At 63.2% G+C, this 20,480-nt stretch carries 18 protein-coding genes; 10 read left to right on the top strand and 8 right to left on the bottom strand.

Annotated elements, in window-relative coordinates; all coding sequences use genetic code 11:
• Positions 1–22: 22 nt before the first annotated feature.
• The 5 genes from ACIPZC_RS04905 (at position 23) to ACIPZC_RS04885 (ending at position 4,839) form a co-directional block, all read left to right on the top strand.
• Positions 23–400, top strand: coding sequence for a response regulator (locus ACIPZC_RS04905; RefSeq protein WP_241806393.1), 378 nt, complete (start codon positions 23–25; stop codon positions 398–400).
• Between the two features lie 126 nt (positions 401–526).
• Positions 527–1,501 (top strand): porphobilinogen synthase, encoded by a 975-nt coding sequence (gene hemB / locus ACIPZC_RS04900; RefSeq protein ID WP_241806392.1) that lies wholly within the window; start codon positions 527–529, stop codon positions 1,499–1,501.
• A 91-nt stretch (positions 1,502–1,592) separates the two neighbouring features.
• Positions 1,593–3,095, top strand: a complete 1,503-nt coding sequence (gene proP / locus ACIPZC_RS04895) for a glycine betaine/L-proline transporter ProP (RefSeq protein ID WP_349974349.1) — start codon at positions 1,593–1,595, stop codon at positions 3,093–3,095.
• Positions 3,096–3,128: 33 nt separating this feature from the next.
• Entirely contained in the window at positions 3,129–4,028 is a 900-nt protein-coding gene (locus ACIPZC_RS04890; RefSeq protein WP_400625228.1) for a LysR substrate-binding domain-containing protein, read from the top strand.
• Positions 4,029–4,134: 106 nt separating this feature from the next.
• Entirely contained in the window at positions 4,135–4,839 is a 705-nt protein-coding gene (locus ACIPZC_RS04885) for an SDR family oxidoreductase (protein WP_241806389.1), read from the top strand.
• On the opposite strand, the gene ACIPZC_RS04880 is transcribed toward ACIPZC_RS04885, so the two are convergent.
• From ACIPZC_RS04880 to ACIPZC_RS04870, 3 genes are all read right to left on the bottom strand, one after another.
• Complete coding sequence (locus tag ACIPZC_RS04880; protein ID WP_241806388.1) at positions 4,840–5,457, bottom strand: riboflavin synthase subunit alpha; 618 nt, start codon at positions 5,455–5,457, stop codon at positions 4,840–4,842.
• Positions 5,458–5,537: 80 nt separating this feature from the next.
• Positions 5,538–7,604, bottom strand: coding sequence for a maltose alpha-D-glucosyltransferase (gene treS, locus ACIPZC_RS04875; protein ID WP_400625226.1), 2,067 nt, complete (start codon positions 7,602–7,604; stop codon positions 5,538–5,540).
• 87 nt (positions 7,605–7,691) lie between these two features.
• The gene (locus ACIPZC_RS04870) at positions 7,692–8,609 is read right to left on the bottom strand and encodes a LysR family transcriptional regulator (RefSeq protein WP_400625224.1); all 918 of its coding nucleotides are present in this window, start codon (positions 8,607–8,609) and stop codon (positions 7,692–7,694) included.
• 119 nt (positions 8,610–8,728) lie between these two features.
• Between ACIPZC_RS04870 and ACIPZC_RS04865 the strand changes: the two genes are divergently transcribed.
• The 3 genes from ACIPZC_RS04865 (at position 8,729) to ACIPZC_RS04855 (ending at position 11,433) form a co-directional block, all read left to right on the top strand.
• Positions 8,729–9,487, top strand: coding sequence for a 5-oxoprolinase subunit PxpA (locus ACIPZC_RS04865; RefSeq protein WP_400625222.1), 759 nt, complete (start codon positions 8,729–8,731; stop codon positions 9,485–9,487).
• Between the two features lie 90 nt (positions 9,488–9,577).
• Positions 9,578–10,465: a carboxyltransferase domain-containing protein gene (locus ACIPZC_RS04860; RefSeq protein WP_349974343.1), complete on the top strand. Its 888-nt coding sequence runs from the start codon at positions 9,578–9,580 to the stop codon at positions 10,463–10,465.
• Positions 10,462–11,433 (top strand): biotin-dependent carboxyltransferase family protein, encoded by a 972-nt coding sequence (locus ACIPZC_RS04855; protein WP_400625220.1) that lies wholly within the window; start codon positions 10,462–10,464, stop codon positions 11,431–11,433. The genes ACIPZC_RS04860 and ACIPZC_RS04855 overlap by 4 nt, the downstream gene beginning before the upstream one ends.
• Before the next feature lie 72 nt (positions 11,434–11,505).
• On the opposite strand, the gene ACIPZC_RS04850 is transcribed toward ACIPZC_RS04855, so the two are convergent.
• The 3 genes from ACIPZC_RS04850 to ACIPZC_RS04840 all read right to left on the bottom strand — a co-directional run bounded on the left by ACIPZC_RS04850 (position 11,506) and on the right by ACIPZC_RS04840 (position 15,892).
• Positions 11,506–13,674: a TonB-dependent siderophore receptor gene (locus tag ACIPZC_RS04850; protein WP_400625218.1), complete on the bottom strand. Its 2,169-nt coding sequence runs from the start codon at positions 13,672–13,674 to the stop codon at positions 11,506–11,508.
• A 164-nt stretch (positions 13,675–13,838) separates the two neighbouring features.
• A complete protein-coding gene (locus ACIPZC_RS04845) occupies positions 13,839–14,681 on the bottom strand; it encodes a TIGR03915 family putative DNA repair protein (protein ID WP_400625216.1) in 843 nt (280 codons plus the stop codon).
• Positions 14,672–15,892 carry a putative DNA modification/repair radical SAM protein gene (locus tag ACIPZC_RS04840; protein WP_400625214.1) on the bottom strand — a complete coding sequence of 407 codons (1,221 nt, stop codon included), beginning with the start codon at positions 15,890–15,892 and terminating at the stop codon, positions 14,672–14,674. The genes ACIPZC_RS04845 and ACIPZC_RS04840 overlap by 10 nt, the downstream gene beginning before the upstream one ends.
• 218 nt (positions 15,893–16,110) lie before the next feature.
• Between ACIPZC_RS04840 and ACIPZC_RS04835 the strand changes: the two genes are divergently transcribed.
• Positions 16,111–17,157: a class I SAM-dependent methyltransferase gene (locus ACIPZC_RS04835; protein WP_400625212.1), complete on the top strand. Its 1,047-nt coding sequence runs from the start codon at positions 16,111–16,113 to the stop codon at positions 17,155–17,157.
• A 204-nt stretch (positions 17,158–17,361) separates the two neighbouring features.
• Here ACIPZC_RS04835 and ACIPZC_RS04830 read toward each other — a convergent pair whose 3' ends face one another.
• Together ACIPZC_RS04830 and ACIPZC_RS04825 are read right to left on the bottom strand one after the other, a co-directional pair.
• On the bottom strand, positions 17,362–18,606 hold the full coding sequence (locus ACIPZC_RS04830; protein ID WP_039602482.1) for a saccharopine dehydrogenase family protein: 1,245 nt from the start codon (positions 18,604–18,606) through the stop codon (positions 17,362–17,364).
• 32 nt (positions 18,607–18,638) lie between these two features.
• A complete protein-coding gene (locus tag ACIPZC_RS04825) occupies positions 18,639–19,736 on the bottom strand; it encodes a carboxynorspermidine decarboxylase (RefSeq protein ID WP_241805923.1) in 1,098 nt (365 codons plus the stop codon).
• Between the two features lie 236 nt (positions 19,737–19,972).
• On the opposite strand from ACIPZC_RS04825, the gene ACIPZC_RS04820 reads away from it, so the two are divergent.
• Complete coding sequence (locus ACIPZC_RS04820; protein ID WP_400625210.1) at positions 19,973–20,431, top strand: metallophosphoesterase family protein; 459 nt, start codon at positions 19,973–19,975, stop codon at positions 20,429–20,431.
• Positions 20,432–20,480: the final 49 nt, after the last annotated feature.

Genomic DNA, 20,480 nt, shown 5'->3' with positions numbered 1-20,480 from the left:
GTAATTTCAAGGCGTTGTTGTCATGAGTGAAGATGCACAAGATGTGGTGTTGGTGGTCGAGGATGAACCGGCAATCCGGATGATCCTGCGTGACTACCTGGCAGGTGAGGGCTACCACGTATTGGTAGCCGAGGACGGTGAACAGGCGTTCGCCATCCTGGCGAGCAAGCCGCACCTGGACCTGATGGTCACCGACTTTCGCTTGCCCGGCGGCATTTCCGGGGTCGAGATCGCCGAGCCTGCGGTGAAGCTGCGACCGGACCTCAAGGTGATCTTCATCAGTGGCTACCCGGCGGAGATTCTCGAGTCGGGCAGCCCCATCGCCCGCAAGGCGCCGATCCTGGCCAAACCGTTTGACCTGGACACGTTGCATCAGCAGATCCAGGACCTGTTGCGTTGAGCCGCTGTGCCGGGGCTGGTCGCCCCGGTTATTGCCTCTGATGCAAGGCACAATCTCGCCATTGAGCCTTTTCACTGAAGCTCAACAGGCATATGGTGTACGCCGTCCATATTCCCTGGAGCTGTCATGGCCAACCATTTCCCTTCCGTCCGCCCCCGTCGCCTGCGCCAGAACGAGTCGCTGCGCACGCTCTTCCAGGAGACGGAATTCCGCCTCGAAGACCTGATCCTGCCGATCTTCGTCGAGGAGGGCATCGACGACTTCGTGCCGATCACCAGCATGCCGGGGGTCAACCGTATTCCCGAAAAACGGCTGGCCCAGGAAATCGAACGCTACGCCCGCGCCGGCATCAAGTCGGTGATGACCTTCGGCGTTTCGCACAACCTCGATGCCACCGGTAGCGATACCTGGAACGAGAACGGCCTGGTGGCGCGCATGGCCCGCATCTGCAAGGACAGCGTGCCGGAAATGGTGGTGATGTCCGACACCTGCTTCTGTGAGTACACCAGCCACGGCCATTGCGGCGTGCTGCACGACCATGGCGTGGACAACGACGCCACCCTGGCCAACCTGGGCAGGCAGGCCGTGGTGGCTGCAGCGGCTGGGGCCGACTTCATCGCGCCGTCGGCGGCGATGGACGGGCAGGTCCAGGCGATCCGTGGTGCACTGGATGCCGCGGGCTTCCACGACACCGCGATCATGGCCTATTCCACCAAGTTCGCCTCGTCGCTCTATGGTCCATTCCGTGAAGCGGGCGGCACAGCGCTCAAGGGCGACCGCAAGAGCTACCAGATGAACCCGATGAACCGCCGCGAAGCGGTGCGCGAGTCGCTGCTCGACGAGCAGGAAGGTGCCGATGTACTGATGGTCAAACCGGCCGGGGCCTACCTGGACGTGATCGCCGACATTCGCGCCGCGTCGCGCCTGCCGCTGGCGGCTTACCAGGTCAGTGGTGAGTACGCGATGATCAAGTTCGGCGGCCAGGCCGGAGCCATCGACGAGGGGCGAGTGGTGCGTGAGAGCATCGGTGCGATCAAGCGTGCCGGTGCTGACCTGATCCTGACCTATTTCGCCATGGACCTGGCCCGCGAAGGCATCTGAGGCCACTGCACGCGAGAAATCGCTGAGCGTGGAATTATTTTGTGTCCCGGTGTATCTGATGCCAAAGAGCCTCAGTAACAGGGACACATGGATGAAATCACGCAAAAAAGCTGTCAAGCCGATCGGTTTGAAAGACATCACCATCGTCGACGACGCGAAAATGCGCAAGGCGATCACTGCCGCTGCGCTGGGCAACGCCATGGAGTGGTTCGACTTCGGCGTTTACGGCTTCGTCGCCTATGCCCTGGGCAAGGTGTTCTTCCCCAACGCCGACCCCAGCGTGCAGATGATCGCGGCTTTGGCCACCTTCTCGGTTCCGTTCCTGATCCGCCCGCTGGGCGGGCTGTTCTTCGGTGCCCTGGGCGACAAGTTCGGCCGGCAGAAAATTCTTGCCGCGACCATCGTGATCATGTCGCTCAGCACCTTCGCCATCGGCCTGATACCGTCCTATGACACCATCGGCATCTGGGCGCCGATCTTGCTGTTGCTGGCAAAAATGGCCCAAGGCTTCTCGGTGGGTGGTGAATACACCGGCGCCTCGATCTTCGTCGCCGAATACGCACCCGACCGCAAGCGCGGCTTCCTCGGCAGCTGGCTGGATTTTGGCTCGATCGCCGGCTTTGTCCTCGGCGCCGGGGTCGTGGTGCTGATCTCCACCTACCTGGGCGAGGAAAAGTTTCTCGAATGGGGCTGGCGCCTGCCGTTCTTCCTTGCCTTGCCGTTGGGCATCATCGGCCTCTACCTGCGCCATGCGCTGGAGGAGACCCCGGCGTTCCAGCAGCATGTCGATAAACTTGAACAGGGCGACCGCGAGGGCCTGGCCTCGGGGCCCAAGGTGTCGTTCAAGGAAGTTGCCACAAAGCACTGGCGCAGCCTGGTGACGTGCATTGGCGTGGTGATCGCCACCAACGTGACCTACTACATGCTGCTCACCTACATGCCCAGCTACCTGTCGCACAACCTGCACTACAGCGAAGACCACGGTGTACTGATCATCATCGCGATCATGGTCGGCATGCTGTTCGTGCAGCCGGTCATCGGCCTGCTCAGCGACAAGTGGGGCCGCCGCCCGTTCATCATCGTCGGCAGTGTCGGCCTGTTGGCACTGGCCATCCCGGCCTTCATGCTCATCAACAGTGGTGTGCTCGGGGTGATCTTCGCCGGCTTGCTGATCATCGCCGTGTTGCTCAACTTCTTCATCGGCGTGATGGCTTCGACCCTGCCGGCGATGTTCCCCACCCACATTCGCTACAGCGCCCTGGCCAGTGCCTTCAACATTTCGGTGCTGATCGCCGGCCTGACCCCGACCCTGGCGGCCTGGCTGGTAGAGACCACCGGCGACCTGTACATGCCGGCGTACTACCTGATGGTGATTGCCGCCATTGGCCTGATCACCGGCCTGACCATGAAAGAAACCGCCAACAAGCCACTGCGTGGCGCCGCCCCGGCGGCGTCGGATATCGATGAGGCGCGAGAGCTGCTGCAGGAGCACCACGACAATATCGAGCACAAGATCGAAGACATCGATGCGCAGATTGCCGAGCTTGAGGCCAAACGCAAGTTGCTGGTACAGCAACACCCGCGTATCGATTAAGCTACAGGCCTGTTCACTCAGTAGATAAAGTGTATGGCCGAAGGGTTCTGCGCGCTGCCGCCGCTAAACGGCCTACGTGTTTTCGAGGTGGTGGCGCGCCACCTCAACTTTCGCCTGGCCGCAGACGAACTTGGGGTAACCCAGGCTGCCGTGGCGCAGCAGATACGCGGGCTTGAAGCGAACCTGGGGATCAAGCTGTTCGAGCGCTTGCCCAGGGGCCTGAGCCTGACAGGCGCCGGCCAGCGCTACAGTGTCGATATCCGCAGCGCCTTTGCCCTGATCGGCAGCGCCACCCAGGCGCTGCGCCCGGATGCATCGCACCTGACGGTGAGCGTTACACCGACCTTCGCGGCGAAATGGCTGATCCCCAGGTTGTCGTCGTTCGCGCAGGCGCACCCGGACATCGACCTGCAGGTGCTGGCCACCGACCGGCTATCCCAGTTCCGCCCAGAGGGCGTGGATATCGCCGTGCGTTACGGCGTGCCACCGTTCGGCCCGGGCCTGCACACCGAGCCGTTGCTCGCGCAACGCGTGGTGGCCGTCGCCAGCCCGGCGCTGCTCGCGCAACTGGGTAAGCCCGTGGATCTGGAGCAGTTGCAGCGTTATCCGTTGCTGCACGATGCCCACAACGTCTGGCCGGACTTCATCACCGAGGTATTCCACCGGCCGTTACCGCCCGGGGCCAAGCATATGCGCTTCAACCAGACCTCACTCGCCATCGATGCCGCGGTTGCAGGGCAGGGCCTGGCGCTGGCCAGCGAGTTTTTCGTGCACAGCGACCTGCACGCCGGGCGCCTGGCCCTTGCCTTCGACCAGGTGCTGGAGTTGCGGCAGGCGTTTTACCTGGTGTGGCCGCGCAATGCCCACCAACCCCCGGCGCTGGCAATGGTGCGGGCCTGGCTGTTAGCGCAGGCGAAGGCGCTAACGCAGTAGAAAATCTATCGTCTGAACGAAGCGTTGCTGGCTCTCTGGCTGTGCAGGCCGGGTGCTAGTCTGGGCCCATCCCGCATGCACATCGCAGGGTTGACCCGGAGGCTTCATGTCCAACCAAAAAGTAGCAATCGTGATCGCCGGCGGCAGCGGTATGGGCGCCGCAGCAGCCAGGCGCCTGGCCGCCGACGGCTTCAAGGTCGGTATCCTGTCGTCCTCTGGCAAAGGCCAGGCCCTGGCCGAGACGCTGGGCGGGATTGGCGTGACCGGCAGCAACCAGTGCAACGGCGACATCCAGCGCCTGGTCGATGCCGTACTCGCCGAATGGGGCCGTATCGATGTGCTGGTCAACAGTGCCGGCCACGGCCCGCGTGCGCCGATCCTTGAAATCAGCGACGAAGACTGGCACCAGGGCATGGAGACCTACCTGCTCAATGTCATCCGCCCAACGCGGCTGGTCACGCCAATCATGCAGCGCCAGCAGGGCGGGGTGGTGATCAACATTTCCACCGCCTGGGCCTTCGAGCCGAGTGACCTGTTCCCCACCTCGGCAGTGTTCCGTGCGGGCCTGGCGGCGTTCAGCAAAATCTTCGCCGACACCTATGCTGCGGACAACATCCGCATCAACAACGTACTGCCGGGCTGGATCGACAGCCTGCCGGCCACTGAGCAGCGCCGTGACAGCGTGCCGCTAAAGCGCTATGGCAGCAGCGAGGAAATCGCCGCCACCGTGGCCTTCCTGGCCAGCGATGGCGCGGCGTACATCACCGGGCAGAACATCAGGGTCGATGGCGGCATTACCCGCAGCATCTGATCAGGCGCGGGCCAGGGTGGCTTTGAGTGTGCGCTCCACCACATCGACCAGGACCATGGTCTGGTGGTCCACTTCGATGTTGATCAGTTCACCGGCCTTGTAGTGGGCGAAGGTGGTCTGGCGCAGGGTTTCCGGGATCAGGTTGATGGTGACCAAGGTGTCGTCCACGTCGGCGACGGTCAGGCTGCAGCCGTTGACGCCGAGAAACCCGCGTGGGAACACGTATTTGGCCCACTGTGGCGGCATGCGGAAGGTGATGAAGGCGCCGGTTTCCTCGATCGACAGCTCGACGATCTCGGCGGTGGTAGCGACGTGGCCGGCCATCAGGTGGCCGCCGACTTCAGCGTTCATTTTTGCCGAGCGCTCGATGTTCACGCCCTGGCCTGCTTTGAAGCAGCGCAGGTTGGTGCGCTCGAGGGTGGCAGTCATGGCGTCGAACTTCACCTGGGTGCCGTCAATTTCGGTGACCGACAGGCAAGTGCCCTCGACACTGACGCTGGCGCCGATTTTCAGGTCCTCGAGCAGTTCGGGGGTGAGGTCGATGGTGAACTGGTTGTGGCCCGGGTAGGTGGTCACCGCAAGCAGGGGGCGGACGGCCTGGACGATGCCGGTGTACATGGAGGTGCTCCTTGGCGCTGTAGAGGCAAGCTGACTGGGCGGGCACGTTCACACGTTGGCCCGCGCAGTCCACTAGGGTCTCACAGATGCCCGCTGCTGTTCACTATTCTCAGGCACAAGGCTTCGTACGGGTCCAGGTTGATCATCAACCGCCCATCCTCGGTCAGGTCGCCCTCGACCGTCTCATTGATCATGTCCACCACAGTCCCGGGCGTGAAGCCGGTCAATAGCAGCTCTTCGGCTATCACCTCGTGGCCGAAATTCAGCGCGCTGATCTGGATGCCACGCCCGGCCGGCAGTTCGTGCACCATCACCAGCAACCCCGGGCTGCTCACCTCGGGCACCAGTACCTGGCGGCTGCTGGCAATACCATAGGCCTGGCGCACGGCGAGCAGTTTCTTGACCTTGCTGGCAAACGAATCGCTGCTTTCCAGCTGCTGGTCGAGGCTGCCGTACAGTGCGCGTGCGCGCGGCATGCCACGCACCGACGTTTGCGCCTCTTCATCGAGCCCGGCCAGGTCGTAGCCGCCACGGTGTATCCAGCGGGTATCGCCATCGGCCATCTTCTGCGCCACCGCTTCGGCCGGCAACGGCAGGGCGCCGACCAGGTCCCAGCCCGACAGCGCGACCACGCCGGGCTGCATGGCGTTGTACATCACCAGCAACAGGTGCACCTTCTGGGTCAGCTCGATATCAGCCGGGCCAATCTGGTCCAGGTCACGGATGCCCAGCGCTGCAGTGATCAGGCTGGCGGTGGTGCAGGAGATGCCGTTGGTGACAAAGCGCAAATTGTAGGGCGCATGTTCGCCCGAGAGGCGTTCGTAGATTTCCTCGCGGATATGTTCGCGCAGGATGTTGCCGGGCAGGGTCTGGCCCCGGTACAGGTACATGTCATGGGCGTGCAGGGTCCAGAAGTGCACCAGCTCGACGGTGAGCTCGTCGTGGTTCTGCAGGGCGTGGATCAACGACGCCGGGTCGATGCCGAAGCTGTGCATTTCCTTGAGCATCAGGCGCAGGAACTCGGTATCGCCGGTCAGCAGTGCATGCTGGTAAGCCGGGCGGGTGATGAAGTCATAGGACAGGTCGGCGCCGCCCTTGGACATCTGCGCGATGTCGTCCAGCGTCAGGTTCAGCTCCTGGAAGCTGAACCCGCCGGCCTTGCGGATCATGCCGCCGATCAGTTGGTTACCGACGATCGACAGCGGGTGGCTTTCCGACCAGGCGGTGCCACTGGCGCAGGTCTCGACCCCGAGAAAACCATTGGCATCCAGGCGCAGGCCGCGCGCGCCCAGGCAGTCCAGCGCATGCAGGGCGTCGCCGATGATCATCTGCTGCGCGGCAAAGCTTGGGTCCAGCCAATTGAGCGACGGTTGGCCGTCCTTGAAGTAATGCAGGTAGACCCAGCGCCGCGTCTTGCCATCGACACCGGTGATCGGTGGTGTTGCGCTCCAGTCGGTCTCCTTCACGCCGGGCTCGAAGAAGATCACCCGTTGCAGTTGGCCGACGATGTAGTGGTGTGCCTTGAGCTCATCGCACTGCGCAGGCAGCAGGTTGACCGAATCGCGGCCAGGGGGCACGTCTGGCAGCAGCGGCCAGTCTTCCTCGCGCACCTCGACCATGTGGTACAGCCCGGGATAGGCGCCGTGCCCCAGCTCGGCCAGGCGGAAATCGGCGCCCTTGCCCGTGTGCGAGGGGATCAGGTCATCGATGGTCACGGCGTTGTGCGCCGCTGCCATGCGGCTCATCTGCACCAGCTCCTGCTCGGTGCCGTAGAGCGGGTCGATATCGAAACTGATACGGTCGAAGTTGCCGTCCACGCTGGGGGTGAAGTCGCGCCCCCTGACACCCCCGGACTGCTTGATGGGGCCGGTGTGAATGCCCTGTACGCCAATTTCCGACAGGCGCTTCCACAAGGCTTCGTGGCCCAGCGCGCCGAGCACCGAGCAGCCTTCAGGGGCGATGATCGCATCGGGGTAGACGGTCAGCCAAACCGACGCGATGTCGGTGGCGCGGCGTGGCTGCGTTTCGGCGTAGGGGTTCATCCACAGACGGGACTGGCCGGAATACAGCCGGGCCCGCTCCTGGGAGGCCTTGAGCATGGAGCGCTCTTCGAGCCATTTGACGTATGACGGGTCGGGTTGGGTCATTTCGCGTCCTCTCTGCGTGGCGGCACCGGCCAAGTTATGACGGCGGCGGCGCCGGAACGTTCGGCTGAGGTATCACGCCCTGGCCACTCAACGCCGCGCCGACAACTGCTGCGGCGCCAGGAACGCACCATGGAAGTAGTCGCGCAAGGCCTGCATCGCCGGGCTGAATGCCCGCTCGCGGTGCCAGGCCAGGCCCACGCTCATGGGCGTGACCGGGTCGCTGATGGTGACGGTCTCGATGCGCTTGCCTTCGAGCGACCAGGGCCGGTGCACCAGGTCAGACAGGATAGCCACACCGCTGCCATTGGCCACCATGCTGCGCACCGCCTCCACCGAACTGGTGCGCACCCGCACGCTGGGCCGTTGCCCGGCCAGCTCCCAGTAACGCATGGCGCTCTGCTCGGCTTCGTCCACGGTCAGCAGGATGAACGGCTCACGGGCAACATCGGCCAGGCTTACCGTCGAGCGCTCGCACAGTGGATGGTGGCTGGGCAGCCACAGCCGGCGCTCGGAGTTGAACAACGTTTCAGAGACGATATCGGGGTGGGTGAGGTTGGCGGTGAGCACCACGGCCATGTCGAAGCGGCCTTCCAGCAGCCCTTGCTCGATGGCGCTGCGCTCCTGCTCGTGGACCTGCAGGTTTACGCCCGGGTGCCAGTGTTCCAGGCGTTGCAAGTGGTGCGGCAGGAAATAGCCGATCACCGTGTAGCTCGCCGCCAGGCGCAGCAGGCCACTGGCGCGCACGTCCGGCAGCGGGCTGTTGAGTGCGTCATCGACACTGCGCAGGATCACATAGGCGCGGTTGAGAAAATGCCGGCCCGCATCGGTCAGGCTCATGCCTTGCGCCGAGCGCTGGAACAGCAATACCCCGAGCATCGCCTCCAGCTCCTTGATCGCGGTGGTCACCGCCGATTGGGAAATGTTGAGGTGGAGGGCGGCCTGGGAGATCTGGCCGATCTCGGCGGTGGCGACGAAGTAGCGAACCTGGCGCAAGGTCAGTGACACGGGAGGCTCCTGGGTATCTGTTTTTCCGAAGACACCCTATCTGTTTATAGATCTTCCCAAGGGGGCGGTAGAGAATCTAACGTGACCTTCACACCGTCACAAGCACCGGGAGCGTAGGCATGCAGGCAGTAGACTTCAATTCGGACATGGGTGAGGGCTTCGGCCCCTGGACCATCGGCGATGGTGTCGACAACGAGCTGATGGCCTTCATCAGTTCGGCCAACATCGCCACCGGCTTTCATGCCGGCGACCCAGGCACCATGCGGCGCACCGTCGAGCGGGCCAAGGCGCTGGGTGTGGCCGTAGGCGCTCACCCGGGTTTTCGTGACCTGGTCGGGTTCGGCCGTCGGCACATCAACGCGCCGGCTCAGGAACTGGTCGACGACATGCTGTACCAGTTGGGTGCGCTGCGTGAAATCGCCCGGGCGCAGGGCGTGAAGCTGCAACACATCAAGCCCCATGGTGCACTGTACATGCACCTGGCCCGTGATGAAGAAGCCGCCCGGTTGCTGGTGCAGAACCTGCAGGTGATCGAGCCGCAACTGTTGCTGTACTGCATGCCTGGCTCGGTGATCTGCCGGGTTGCCCAGGCACTCGGCCAGCCGGTGGTGCGTGAGTTCTACGCTGACCGCGAGTACGACCAGAGCGGTTCCATCGTGTTCACCCGCACGGTGCGTGGCCATCAGCCGCAGGCGGTCGCCGAGCGCGTGCTGCGGGCCTGCCGCGAGGGCGTTGTACGCACGGTCGAAGGCCAGGACCTGGCCATCGAATTCGACTCGATCTGCCTGCACAGCGATACCCCCGGCGCGCTCGACCTGGTCGAAGCCACCCGTGCAGCGCTGGACGCCGCCGGCATCGAAGTGCGCACGCCCCGTTGAGGTTCAAAGCACACGGTGCTCAGACACCGGTGCGCTGCACAGCATTGTTTTTGCCTGCCTTACGATAAAGATTCCAAAAAAGGAGCAGACATGGCCGAGCCGCTTGCCAGTACCCCGATCCGCTACAGCTTTGGTGCCGACGAGCACCTGTTTGCCGAAGTCAGCGAGAGCATGTCGCTGGAGGCATTCTTCAAGGGCATGGCCGTTACCCGGGCGGTGGAGCGCCTGGCGCTGGAGGGCGTGCTGGACATTTGCCTGGCCAACGCCTCGTTCCAGATCCGCTTCGACCCCGACCGCATCGCCCCCGACGTGCTGCTTGCAGCAGTGCGCGGTGCAGAGGCCGAGGCGGTTGCCGAGCGCGCATTGCACACCCGGATCATCGAGATCCCAGTGCTGTACAACGACCCCTGGACCCATGAAACCCTCATGCGCTTTCGCGACCGCCACCAGGACCCGGGCAGCACCGACCTGGAATACGCGGCGCGTATCAATGGCCTGGCCGATGTCGATGCGTTCATCGCCGCGCACAGTGGCGCGCCTTGGTTCGTGTCGATGGTCGGCTTTGTCGCAGGCCTGCCGTTCATGTTCCAGATGGTCGAGCGCGAGCGCCAGTTGCAGGTGCCCAAGTACCTGCGCCCGCGCACCGACACGCCGAAGCTGACCCTGGGCCACGGCGGCTGTTTCGGGTGCATCTACTCGGTGCGCGGGGCAGGGGGCTACCAGATGTTCGGCGTTACCCCGGCGCCGATCTACGACCCGCAGCAGGGCCTGAACTATCTGAAGGAGCACATGGTGTTCTTCCGCCCGGGGGACATCGTGCAGTTCAAACCCATCGACCGTCAGGCCTATGACCAGGCGGTGGCGGATGTCGAGGACGGCCGTTTCGACCTACGCATTCGCCCGGTTGAGTTCTCGCTGGATGCTTTCCTGGCCGACCCGGTCGGCTATCCCAAGTCGTTGCAGGAGGTGCTGGCATGATCAAGGTACTCAAACCTGGCCTGGCAACCTCGGTGCAGGACTTGGGCCGTGAAGGCTATTACCATTTGGGCATCCCGCCGTCAGGGGCGCTTGATCAATATGCGTTGCGCGCCGCCAACCAGCTGGTCGGCAACCCGGCGGGCACTGCCGGCCTCGAATGTGCACTGGTGGGGCCGGAGCTGGAGTTTCTGCAAGATGCCCTGGTGGCGGTGTGTGGCGCACAGATGCCGGTGCTGCTCGATGGCCGTGAACAGCGCCCGGACACCTCGTTTGCAGTCAGGGCAGGCCAGGTGCTGCGCTTTGCCTTCCCCACAGCCGGGGCGCGTGCCTATCTGGCGGTCGCGGGCGGCATCGATGTACCCGAAGTGCTGGGCAGCCGGTCCACCTACGCACTGGGCGCGCTGGGCGGTTTTCAGGGTCGCAAGCTACAGGCAGGTGATGTACTGCCGGTCGGTGTGCCCAGTGCCACGGCCCGTGCCGGTGCCAGTTTGCCAATGGCACTGCGCCAGGCGCTGGGTGGCGAAGTGGTGTTGCGCGTGGTGCCGGGGTTGTACTTCCACCGCCTGTCTGATGCTGCGGCGAAAAGCTTCTTCACCGATGCCTGGACGGTGGGCTCTGAGGCCGACCGTATCGGCTACCGCTACAAGGGTGGCAACGCACTGAGTTTCCAGCCGCGTGAGCAGCCATTCGGCGCTGGCTCGGACCCGTCCAATATCGTCGACAGTTGCTACCCGATCGGCTCGATACAAGTACCCGCCGGGCTGGAGCCGATCATTCTGCACCGCGATGCGGTGTCGGGTGGTGGGTACGCCATGATCGGCACGGTGATCAGCGCTGACCTGGACCTGATCGGGCAGATGCAGCCGAACCAGCAGGCGCGGTTCTTGCCGGTGAGCATGGAAGCGGCGCTTGAGGCGCGGCGGTCCTACAAGAAAAGGCTGGCGTATCTGAGCAAACTGTTCAGCTGATCGGTGCGTAGCCTGTACCGGCGTCTTCGCAGGTTGCTGCGAAGCGTCCGGTACAGGTGGGCAAGCCTCAGGTCAGAAGCTGTACTTGGCGGTCAGCATCATGTTGCGCGGCGCGCCCCAGGTGTCGCCGGCATAGTTGACCGAGGTGGCCACGGCCGAGTAGTACTTGCGGTCGAAGACGTTGTTGGCGTTGAGCTGCAGGTCGAGGTGCTTGTTGACCTGGTAGCCAGCCATCAGGTCGGTGACCGCGTACGAACCCTGGACCAGACGGTACTCGCTGCCATCGGCAACGGTGAAGTCGTTGTAGATGCGGCTCTGCCAGGAGATGTTGCCACCGATGCGCAGCTTCTCCAGCGGGCCTTCGAAGCGGTAGGTGGTGGTCAGCTTGAACAGGTGCTCCGGGGTATCGGTGTCGAAGCGCTGGTTGACGTTGCCCGGGTTGGCGGCGTCTTTGAGGGTGTGGACGCGGGCATAGGTGTAGCCTGCACCGACCTGCCAGTTGCGGGTCAGCGCACCCTGCAGCTCCATGTCGATACCTTGGCTGCGTACCTCGCCAGAGGCGACGTAGCAGTTGGTAGGGTCGTTGCAGCCAGTCAGGTCGGTCTGCGAAACGGCACGGTTTTCCTGGTCGATACGGAACAGCGCCACGCTGGCATTGAGGGCGCCATCGAAGTACTCGCCCTTGAGGCCGATTTCATAGTTCTTGCCGTCCACCGGCTTGAGCGGGCTGCCGGAAGCGTCCTTGTAATCCTGTGGGTTGAAGATGTCGCTGTAGCTGACATACACCGAGTGATGATCGTCCAGGTCGTAGATCAGGCCGGCATAGCGGGTGACATTGCGCGTGACCTTGTAATCGGCGCTGGAGCTTTCCTTGTTGTCGTAGTCGTACCAGTCCAGGCGGCCGCCCAGGATCAGCTTCAGCGGGTCGGCCAGGCTCAGGCGCGTGGTCATGTACACGCCTTCCTGGGTAGCGACTTCGCGTACGTTGTTGGTGTGCACGAAATTCGGCTTGCCGCCATTGAGCGGCCAGTTGGTGTCATACGGGCTGTAGTTGCGCGTGTCCATGTCATAGATGCGCTTGCTGGCGCCCACCACCAGCTCGTGGGTGCGGCCAAACGCCTGGAACGGGCCGCTGACGAAGCCGTCCACGCCAGCCTGGTTTTCCTGGTGCTTGGACTGGTAGGCCGTGCGTGACAGCGGCTTGTCGAGCCCTGCCCAACGCGACTGGTAGGAGCCGGTGAAGGTGCCGTCCTGTTGGGAATAGTTGGCGTTGACCTGCAGCTTCCAGTCATTGGCCAGGCGCTGCTGCACTTCGGCGAATACGGTGTTGATCTCCTGGTCCTTGTTTTCCCAGTCACTGCCTGGGTTGTAGGAGCGCGAGTAACCCACGTGGTGCCCGTTCAGGGCGGTTGGCATGGCGCCCCAGAAGTTGTTGGTCTGGTCTTTCTGGTGAGAGAAACCGAGGGTCAGGGTGGTGTCTTCGGACAGGTCCGCCTCGGTGATCGCATAGAACAGGCCGTGGTCTTCTTCGACGTCGTCGATGTAGCTGTTGGCACCCCGGTAGGACGTCACCACGCGGCCGCGCAGTGTGCCGCTGTCGTTGAGCGGGCTGGAGGCATCGACTTCGCCGCGGTAGTCGTCCCAGCTGCCAGCGGCGCCGGTCAGGGTGACCTTCTGTTCGGCCAGCGGACGCTTGCGCACCAGGTTGATGGCCGCCGAAGGGTTGCCGGAGCCGGTGATCAGGCCGGTCGCGCCGCGCACGATCTCGACGCGGTCGAACATGGCCAGGTTAGGCTGGGAGCCCACGGTATACGGCTTGTAACCGCTCGGAATGCCGTCGTACATCAGGTTGTCGATGTCAAAGCCCCGTGACGTGTAGTTTTGCCGACCTGGGCCGCCGGAGTAGTCAAGGAACAGCCCTGGCGTGGCCTTGACCACGTCGTTGATGCTGGTCATCGCCTGGTCGTCCATGCGCTGGCGGGTGATCACGGTCACCGCTTGCGGCGTTTCACGCAGGCTCAATGGCAGCTTGGTGGCGGTGGACATGGAACCTGTGGTGTAGGACTGCGAACCCTCCGTGGTGCTGCCCAGCCTGTCGGAGCTGATCTCGGTGGCGCCCAGCACCAGCGCAGTGGGCTGATCGCCTTCGGCCAGGGCCGGTGTGACGATGGCCATGCAGATGGCCATGGCGAGCAGGTTGCGGGCAGGGAGATTGCGCGTGGGCGCGAGTGGCGACGGCATGTGGGGTGGGTTCCTGTGCATTGTTAAACGTTATTGAAAGCGTGTATGAGAACGATTAACAATAAGTTTGTCAGGATTTGTCCGCCCGTGAAAGATTGGGATGTAGGATTTTTTACCTTTTTTTCACATTTGTAGCGCTGTCTAGACGGCGCCGTGCAGAGCGATCAGGGTTCAGCCCGGTTTATCGCCTTGCCCCGCTGTTCGGCCACTTCCGCAGCCTGGCCATCACGTTGCTTGCCTTGGCGCGCCAGCCCTTCGAGTTGCGGGATCAGCATGCCTTCGGGCAAATGCCGCCAGAAACGCCCCGGCATGTGCAGGCGCAAGGCATCCGGGTTGAGGCGGGCAGGGTTGAAGGTGTGGCGATAGTAGGTGCGCCACAGCTCGGCACCCGGGTCATCGGCATTGCGCGCCCACTGCCGCCAAGCGTCCGGGCAGTGCCGCTGATAATCGAAACCCTGGCCGTCGAAGCGAATACCGTCCGCCGGCGTGGCGATCAACCAGCGCTGGCGCCCCAGGCGGTCGGCGAAGTGCGCGCTGGCACTGTGCAGAATGTCATGGGCCGGCTCGTGATAGGCCACCAGGTCCAGTTGCAGTTGCTCGGCAAGCACTGGCGGCAAGGGCACGAAACGCACGAACGCATGCAAGTGATGTGCTTCACGGCTGACTTGCTTGATACGCCGGTGCAGTTCACTGCCCAGGCGGTCGCCGGCAAGCATTGCCGTGCGGTCACCGTGGGCCACGCGCCAGAGCACTTCGTACAGCAGCGCCCAGCGTTGCTCGCCCCGATATCGCGATGCCTGTTCCAGGAGGCCCAACAGCGCGGCCGGTACCTTGGCGTGAAAGGGGCCGGGCCCGTCTGGCAGCGCAGCAGGCACCGCCAGCAGGTCATCGATCGGCCCTTGCGACCAGGTCACTTGCGCCGGGTCGACACCGTGCCCGAGCAGCGTGCGGGCCTGACCGCGCCAGGTGCTGAAGCAGTCGTCACAATCGAGCGCGATCACCCCCACAACCCCATCTGCACGGGTGCCTGTGGCTCACGCAGGCGCTCGCGCAGCAGGCCGCTGCGCAGCTCGGCCTGGCCTGGGCGGTAGTCGCTGGTGATGATGAATGGCCGGGCCTTGTCGAGCACGCAGCGCAGCTGGATCAGGTCGTCATAGCGCACCCGCCGTTCACGGCGCAGCGCCACCAGCCGCTGCACACTGCGCAGGCCAATGCCGGGGATGCGTGCCAGCAGCGCCGGCTCGGCACGGTTCACATCCAGCGGGAACACCTCACGGTTGGCCAGTGCCCAGGCAAGCTTGGGGTCGATGTCCAGGGCCAGGTTACCCGCCTGGCCGAGCAACTCACCCGCTTTGTAGCCATAGCCGCGCAACAGGAAATCTGCCTGGTACAAACGGTGCTCGCGCAGCAGCGGTGGGGCTGCCAGCGGCACGCTGCCGGGGCTGTCGGGTATCGGGCTGAACGCTGAGTAATACACGCGCTTGAGGCCGTAACCTTGGTACAGCGACTCGGCGTTGCGCAGCAGCGTGCTGTCGTCAGTGGCATCGGCGCCGACGATGACCTGGGTGCTTTGCCCGGCCGGGGTGAAGCGCGGTGCTTTGGGCTCGCCCGCCACGGCTTGCTGGCCCTGGTGGATGACGCCCATGGCTTGGCGAATGGTATGGGCGTGTTTTTCCGGGGCCAGGCGCTTGAGGCTGGCATCGGTGGGCAGTTCGATATTGACGCTGAGGCGGTCGGCCAGGCGCCCGGCTTCTTCGATCAGCAGTGGGTCGGCGTCAGGTATGGTCTTGAGGTGGATGTAACCCCGGAAGTTGTGCTCCTCACGCAGCAGGCGCGCCACGCGGATCAACTGTTCCATGGTGTAGTCGGCCGAGCGAATGATGCCGGAGCTGAGGAACAGGCCGCTGATGCAGTTGCGCCGGTAGAAGTCCAGGGTCAGGCGCACCACTTCCTCGGGGGTGAAACGCGCCCGCGGCACGTTGCTGGAGCGGCGATTGACGCAGTATTGGCAGTCGTACAGGCAGAAGTTGGTCAACAGCACCTTTAGCAGCGAAACGCAGCGCCCGTCCGGTGTATAGCTGTGGCAGATCCCCATGCCGTTGGTCGCGCCCAGGCCGTGGCTACCGCGCGAGCTGCGTTTGGGCGCGCCACTGCTGGCACAGGACGCATCGTACTTGGCGGCATCGGCAAGGATGCCAAGCTTGGCAATGAGCTGCATGAGGGTGTCTCGTGATACTGAATATTCATACAGTATTTTGAGAATTGATGGAATGCAAGTGGTGTCAGACGGTCGTGCCGTTCAGGCATGGCATCTAAACTTACACACAGCCCGCCGCGGTTCCCATCACGGCGAGCCTCAACACCTAACCCGACCACCGAGACCCCGGACCGGACATCCCTCGGTGACGGTGGCCTTCTTGCAGAGGAGGGCAGGTCATGGACGAGGCAAGGCTCCACGATTTCATGGGCAAGCTGTTGGGTGACATGGGCGCTGCGGCGACCCTGGCCAATGTGATACTCGGCGACGAACTGGGGTTGTACCGGGCCATGGCCGATAGCCAGCCGGTCACCCCCCAGGTGCTGGCGGCACGGACCGGCTGCCATCCACTGCTGGTGCGTGAATGGCTCAACGCCCAGGCGGCGGCTGGCTACATGGTCCATGAGCAGGGCAGTTTCGTGCTGCCCGAGGAACAGGCCATGGCACTGGCCCTGGAGGATTCACCGGCCTACATGGCGGGCGGCGCGGCGGTGGTGGCGGCGCTGTTTCACGACAAGGACAAGCTGGTGGCTGCGATGCGCGGTGACGGGGGGTTGGCCTGGGGCGACCATCACCCCTGCATGTTCAGCGGTACCGAGCGTTTCTTCCGGCCTGGCTATCGCACCTTCCTGGTGGCCGACTGGCTGCCGGCGCTCGACGGTGTGGTGGCCAAGCTGCAGGCCGGCGCCAAGGTTGCGGATGTGGGGTGTGGGCATGGCGCTTCGACGCTGGTCATGGCCCAGGCGTTTCCAGCATCGACCTTCATCGGCTATGACTACCATGCGCCCTCCATCGCCACGGCCCGCGAACGTGCCGATGAGGCCGGGTTGACCCCGCAGGTGAGTTTTCAGCAGGCGTCGGCCAAGGATTACCCGGGCAACGATCATGACCTGGTGTGCTTCTTCGATTGCCTGCACGACATGGGCGACCCGGTCGGCGCTGCTCGGCATGCCTACCAGGCGTTGAAGCCCGACGGTACGGTGATGCTGGTGGAACCCTATGCCGAGGATACGCTCGATGGCAACCTGACGCCGGTCGGGCGCTTGTTCTATGCCGCGTCGACGTTCATCTGTACACCGAATTCACTGTCCCAGGAGGTGGGCTTGGGGCTGGGCGCACAGGCGGGCGAGGCGCGCTTGCGGGCGGTGTTCGAAGAGGCGGGGTTCACCGAGTTCCGGCGGGCGACACAGACGCCGTTCAACCTGATACTGGAAGCCAGGAAGTAGGTGCACACCAATGCCGGCCTCATCGCCGGCAAGCCGGCCACCGGGACCGCGCAGTTCTTCAAGCCTGCGCTTGACCGGTGCAAGCAACCGTCTTGCCCAATTTTTACAAGCCGGCGCAATCCATGTGGGAGCCGGCTTGCCGGCGATGAGGCCGGTGCAGGCAAAAAGAAGGGGCGCCAGATTGGCGCCCCTTGCTCTTGCTGCTTAGGCTTCAGCGTCCCAGGGACGATCGCCTTTTTCATCTTTCACACGGGTCGGCAGGCCCATCACATCCAGCGCCTTGAGGAACGGCTCGGCGGGCAGCTCCTCGACGTTGACCATGCGCTTGGCATCCCATTCGCCACGGGCAACCAGCAGGGCGGCAGCCACTGGCGGTACACCGGCGGTGTAGGAGATACCCTGGCTGTCGGTCTCGGCGTAGGCCTCTTCGTGATCAGCCACGTTGTAGATGAACACCTCACGCGGCTGACCATCCTTGGTGCCCTTGACCAGGTCACCGATGCAGGTCTTGCCGGTATAGCCAGGCGCCAGCGAAGCGGGGTCAGGCAGCACGGCCTTGACCACTTTCAGTGGCACCACTTCCAGGCCTTCAGCGGTCTTGACCGGCTGCTCGGACAGCAGGCCCAGGTTCTTCAGCACGGTGAACACATTGATGTAGTGCTCGCCGAAGCTCATCCAGAAGCGCACGTTCGGTACGTTGAGGTTCTTCGAGATCGAGTGGACCTCGTCATGACCGGTCAGGTACAGGTTCTGCGAACCCACGACCGGCAGGTCGTCGGTACGTTTCACCTCGAACATGGTGTTGCTGGTCCACTGGCTGTTCTGCCAGCTCCATACTTGCCCGGTGAACTCGCGGAAGTTGATTTCCGGGTCGAAGTTGGTGGCGAAGTACTTGCCGTGGGACCCAGCATTGACGTCGAGAATGTCGATCGAATCAATGCTGTCGAAATACTGTTGCTGCGCCAGTTTGGCGTAGCTGTTCACCACACCCGGGTCGAAACCGACGCCGAGAATGGCGGTGATGTTCTTCTCTTGGCATTCTTCGAGGTGTTTCCACTCGTAGTTGCCGTACCAGGGCGGCGTCTCGCAGATCTTGCCCGGTTCTTCGTGGATCGCGGTGTCCAGGTAGGCGACACCGGTGTCGATGCAGGCACGCAGCACCGACATGTTGAGGAAGGCAGAGCCCACGTTGATCACGATCTGCGATTCAGTCTCGCGGATCAGTGCTTTGGTTGCCTCGACATCGAGGGCGTTGAGCGAGAAGGCCTGGATGTCGGCGGGTACCTTGAGGCTACCCTTGGCCTTGACGCTGTCGATGATGGCCTGGCATTTGGAGATGTTCCGCGACGCAATGGCAATACGACCGAGTTCGTCGTTATGCTGCGCGCACTTGTGGGCCACCACCTTGGCGACACCTCCTGCACCAATGATAAGAACGTTCTTCTTCAATTTATCCCTTGCTCCTTACTTGATAGCCGGTCTTACGACAGGCTGGAAACGTAGTCGTCGAAACCGAACTCGCGCACCACTTCGACGCTGCCGTCGAGCTGCTTGACCGCGATGGATGGCATCTTCAAACCGTTGAACCAGTTTTTCTTGACCATGGTGTAACCCGCCGTGTCGATGAACGACAGGCGATCGCCGATGGCCAACGGACGATCGAATTGGTACTCGCCGAAGATGTCGCCGGCCAGGCACGATTTACCGCAGACCATATAGGTGTGCTCGCCATCGTTGGGGGCCATCTTGGCGTTCAGCCGGTAGATCAGCAGGTCGAGCAGGTGTGCCTCGATCGAGCTGTCGACCACGGCCAGGTGTTTGCCGTTGTACAGGGTGTCGAGCACGGTCACTTCCAGCGAAGCGCTGTTGGTGATGGCCGCTTCGCCCGGCTCCAGGTAGACCTGCACGCCGTAGGTCTGCGAGAAGGCTTTCAGGCGCGCGCAGAACGCATCGACGGCATAGTCTTCACCGGTGAAGTGAATACCGCCACCCAGGCTGACCCACTCGACCTTGTGCAGCAGGTGCCCGAAGCGCTCTTCGATGTGCGTCAGCATCTTGTCGAACAGGCCGAAGTCACCGTTCTCGCAGTTGTTGTGGAACATGAAGCCGGAAACCTGCGAGATGACCTTCTCGATCTTCTCCGGGTCCCATTCACCGAGGCGGCTGAACGGGCGGGCCGGGTCGGCCAGCAGGTAGTCGGAGCTGCTGACCTGCGGGTTGACGCGCAGGCCGCGGACCTTGCCTTCGGACTGCTCGGCGAAGCGCTGCAGCTGGCCGATGGAGTTGAAGATGATCTTGTCGCAGTTCTCGAGCATTTCCTCGACCTCGTCGTCGGCCCAGGCCACGCTGTAGGCGTGGGTCTCGCCGGCGAACTTCTGGCGGCCGAGCTTGAGCTCGTACAGCGACGAGGATGTGGTGCCGTCCATGTACTGCTGCATCAGGTCGAATACCGACCAGGTGGCGAAGCACTTGAGGGCGAGCAGTGCCTTGGCACCGGAGTGTTCGCGCACGTAGGCGATCTTCTCCATGTTGCTCAGCAGCTTGGTTTTATCGATGAGGTAATACGGCGTCTTGATCATTTAAAGGCCCCCGGCCAGGCCGGCCAAAAAAAGGACACGCATTGTGCCTTCACTTGCTGCATACCGAAAGGGCGAGATATGCATTTCGTCGAGGTCGTTGCCGATAGACCGGAATTTTTCCGATTGCAGCGAGCTCATTGGAACAGGCCCGTATGACCATCCTAATCACCGGTTGCGCGGTACAAGGAGAATCCGATGAAGTGCTGCAATGCGACAGACCCGCACAGGAGCCATGAATGAAAGCTGGCATCATCTCCGACACCCACGGTTTGCTGCGGCCCGAGGCGGTGAGGGCGCTGACCGGTTGCGATCTGATCGTGCACGCCGGTGATATCGGCAAGGCAGAGATCCTTGACGAACTCCAGGCGTTGGCGCCGTTAGAGGTGGTGCGCGGCAACAACGACCTGAAGTTGCCCTGGGCAGCTGGCCTGGCCGACCAGCGATGCTTCGACATGCACGGCTGGCAGACACTGCTGGTGCACGACATTGCCGATGTGCCAGCCGAACTGGATGAGGCGGTGCGCGTGGTGATCACTGGGCATTCGCACAAGCCATTGATCGACTGGCGTGAAGGGCGGTTGTACCTGAACCCCGGCAGTGCCGGGCCACGGCGGTTCAAGTTGCCGGTGACGGTGGCGGTCATCGAAGTCGAGCGCGGGCACCTGCAGCCGCGCATCATTCAGTTGCTTGAGTGACCCTGCGGCCTGATCGCTGGCTTGCCTGCGACTTGGGCCGTGAGGGCTA

The sequence above is a fragment of the Pseudomonas sp. NPDC089743 genome, from assembly GCF_044748785.1.
GTDB lineage: Bacteria > Pseudomonadota > Gammaproteobacteria > Pseudomonadales > Pseudomonadaceae > Aquipseudomonas > Aquipseudomonas putida_X.
Note: the sequence above shows the minus strand (reverse complement) of the source record. Positions and strands in the feature narration are given on the sequence as shown.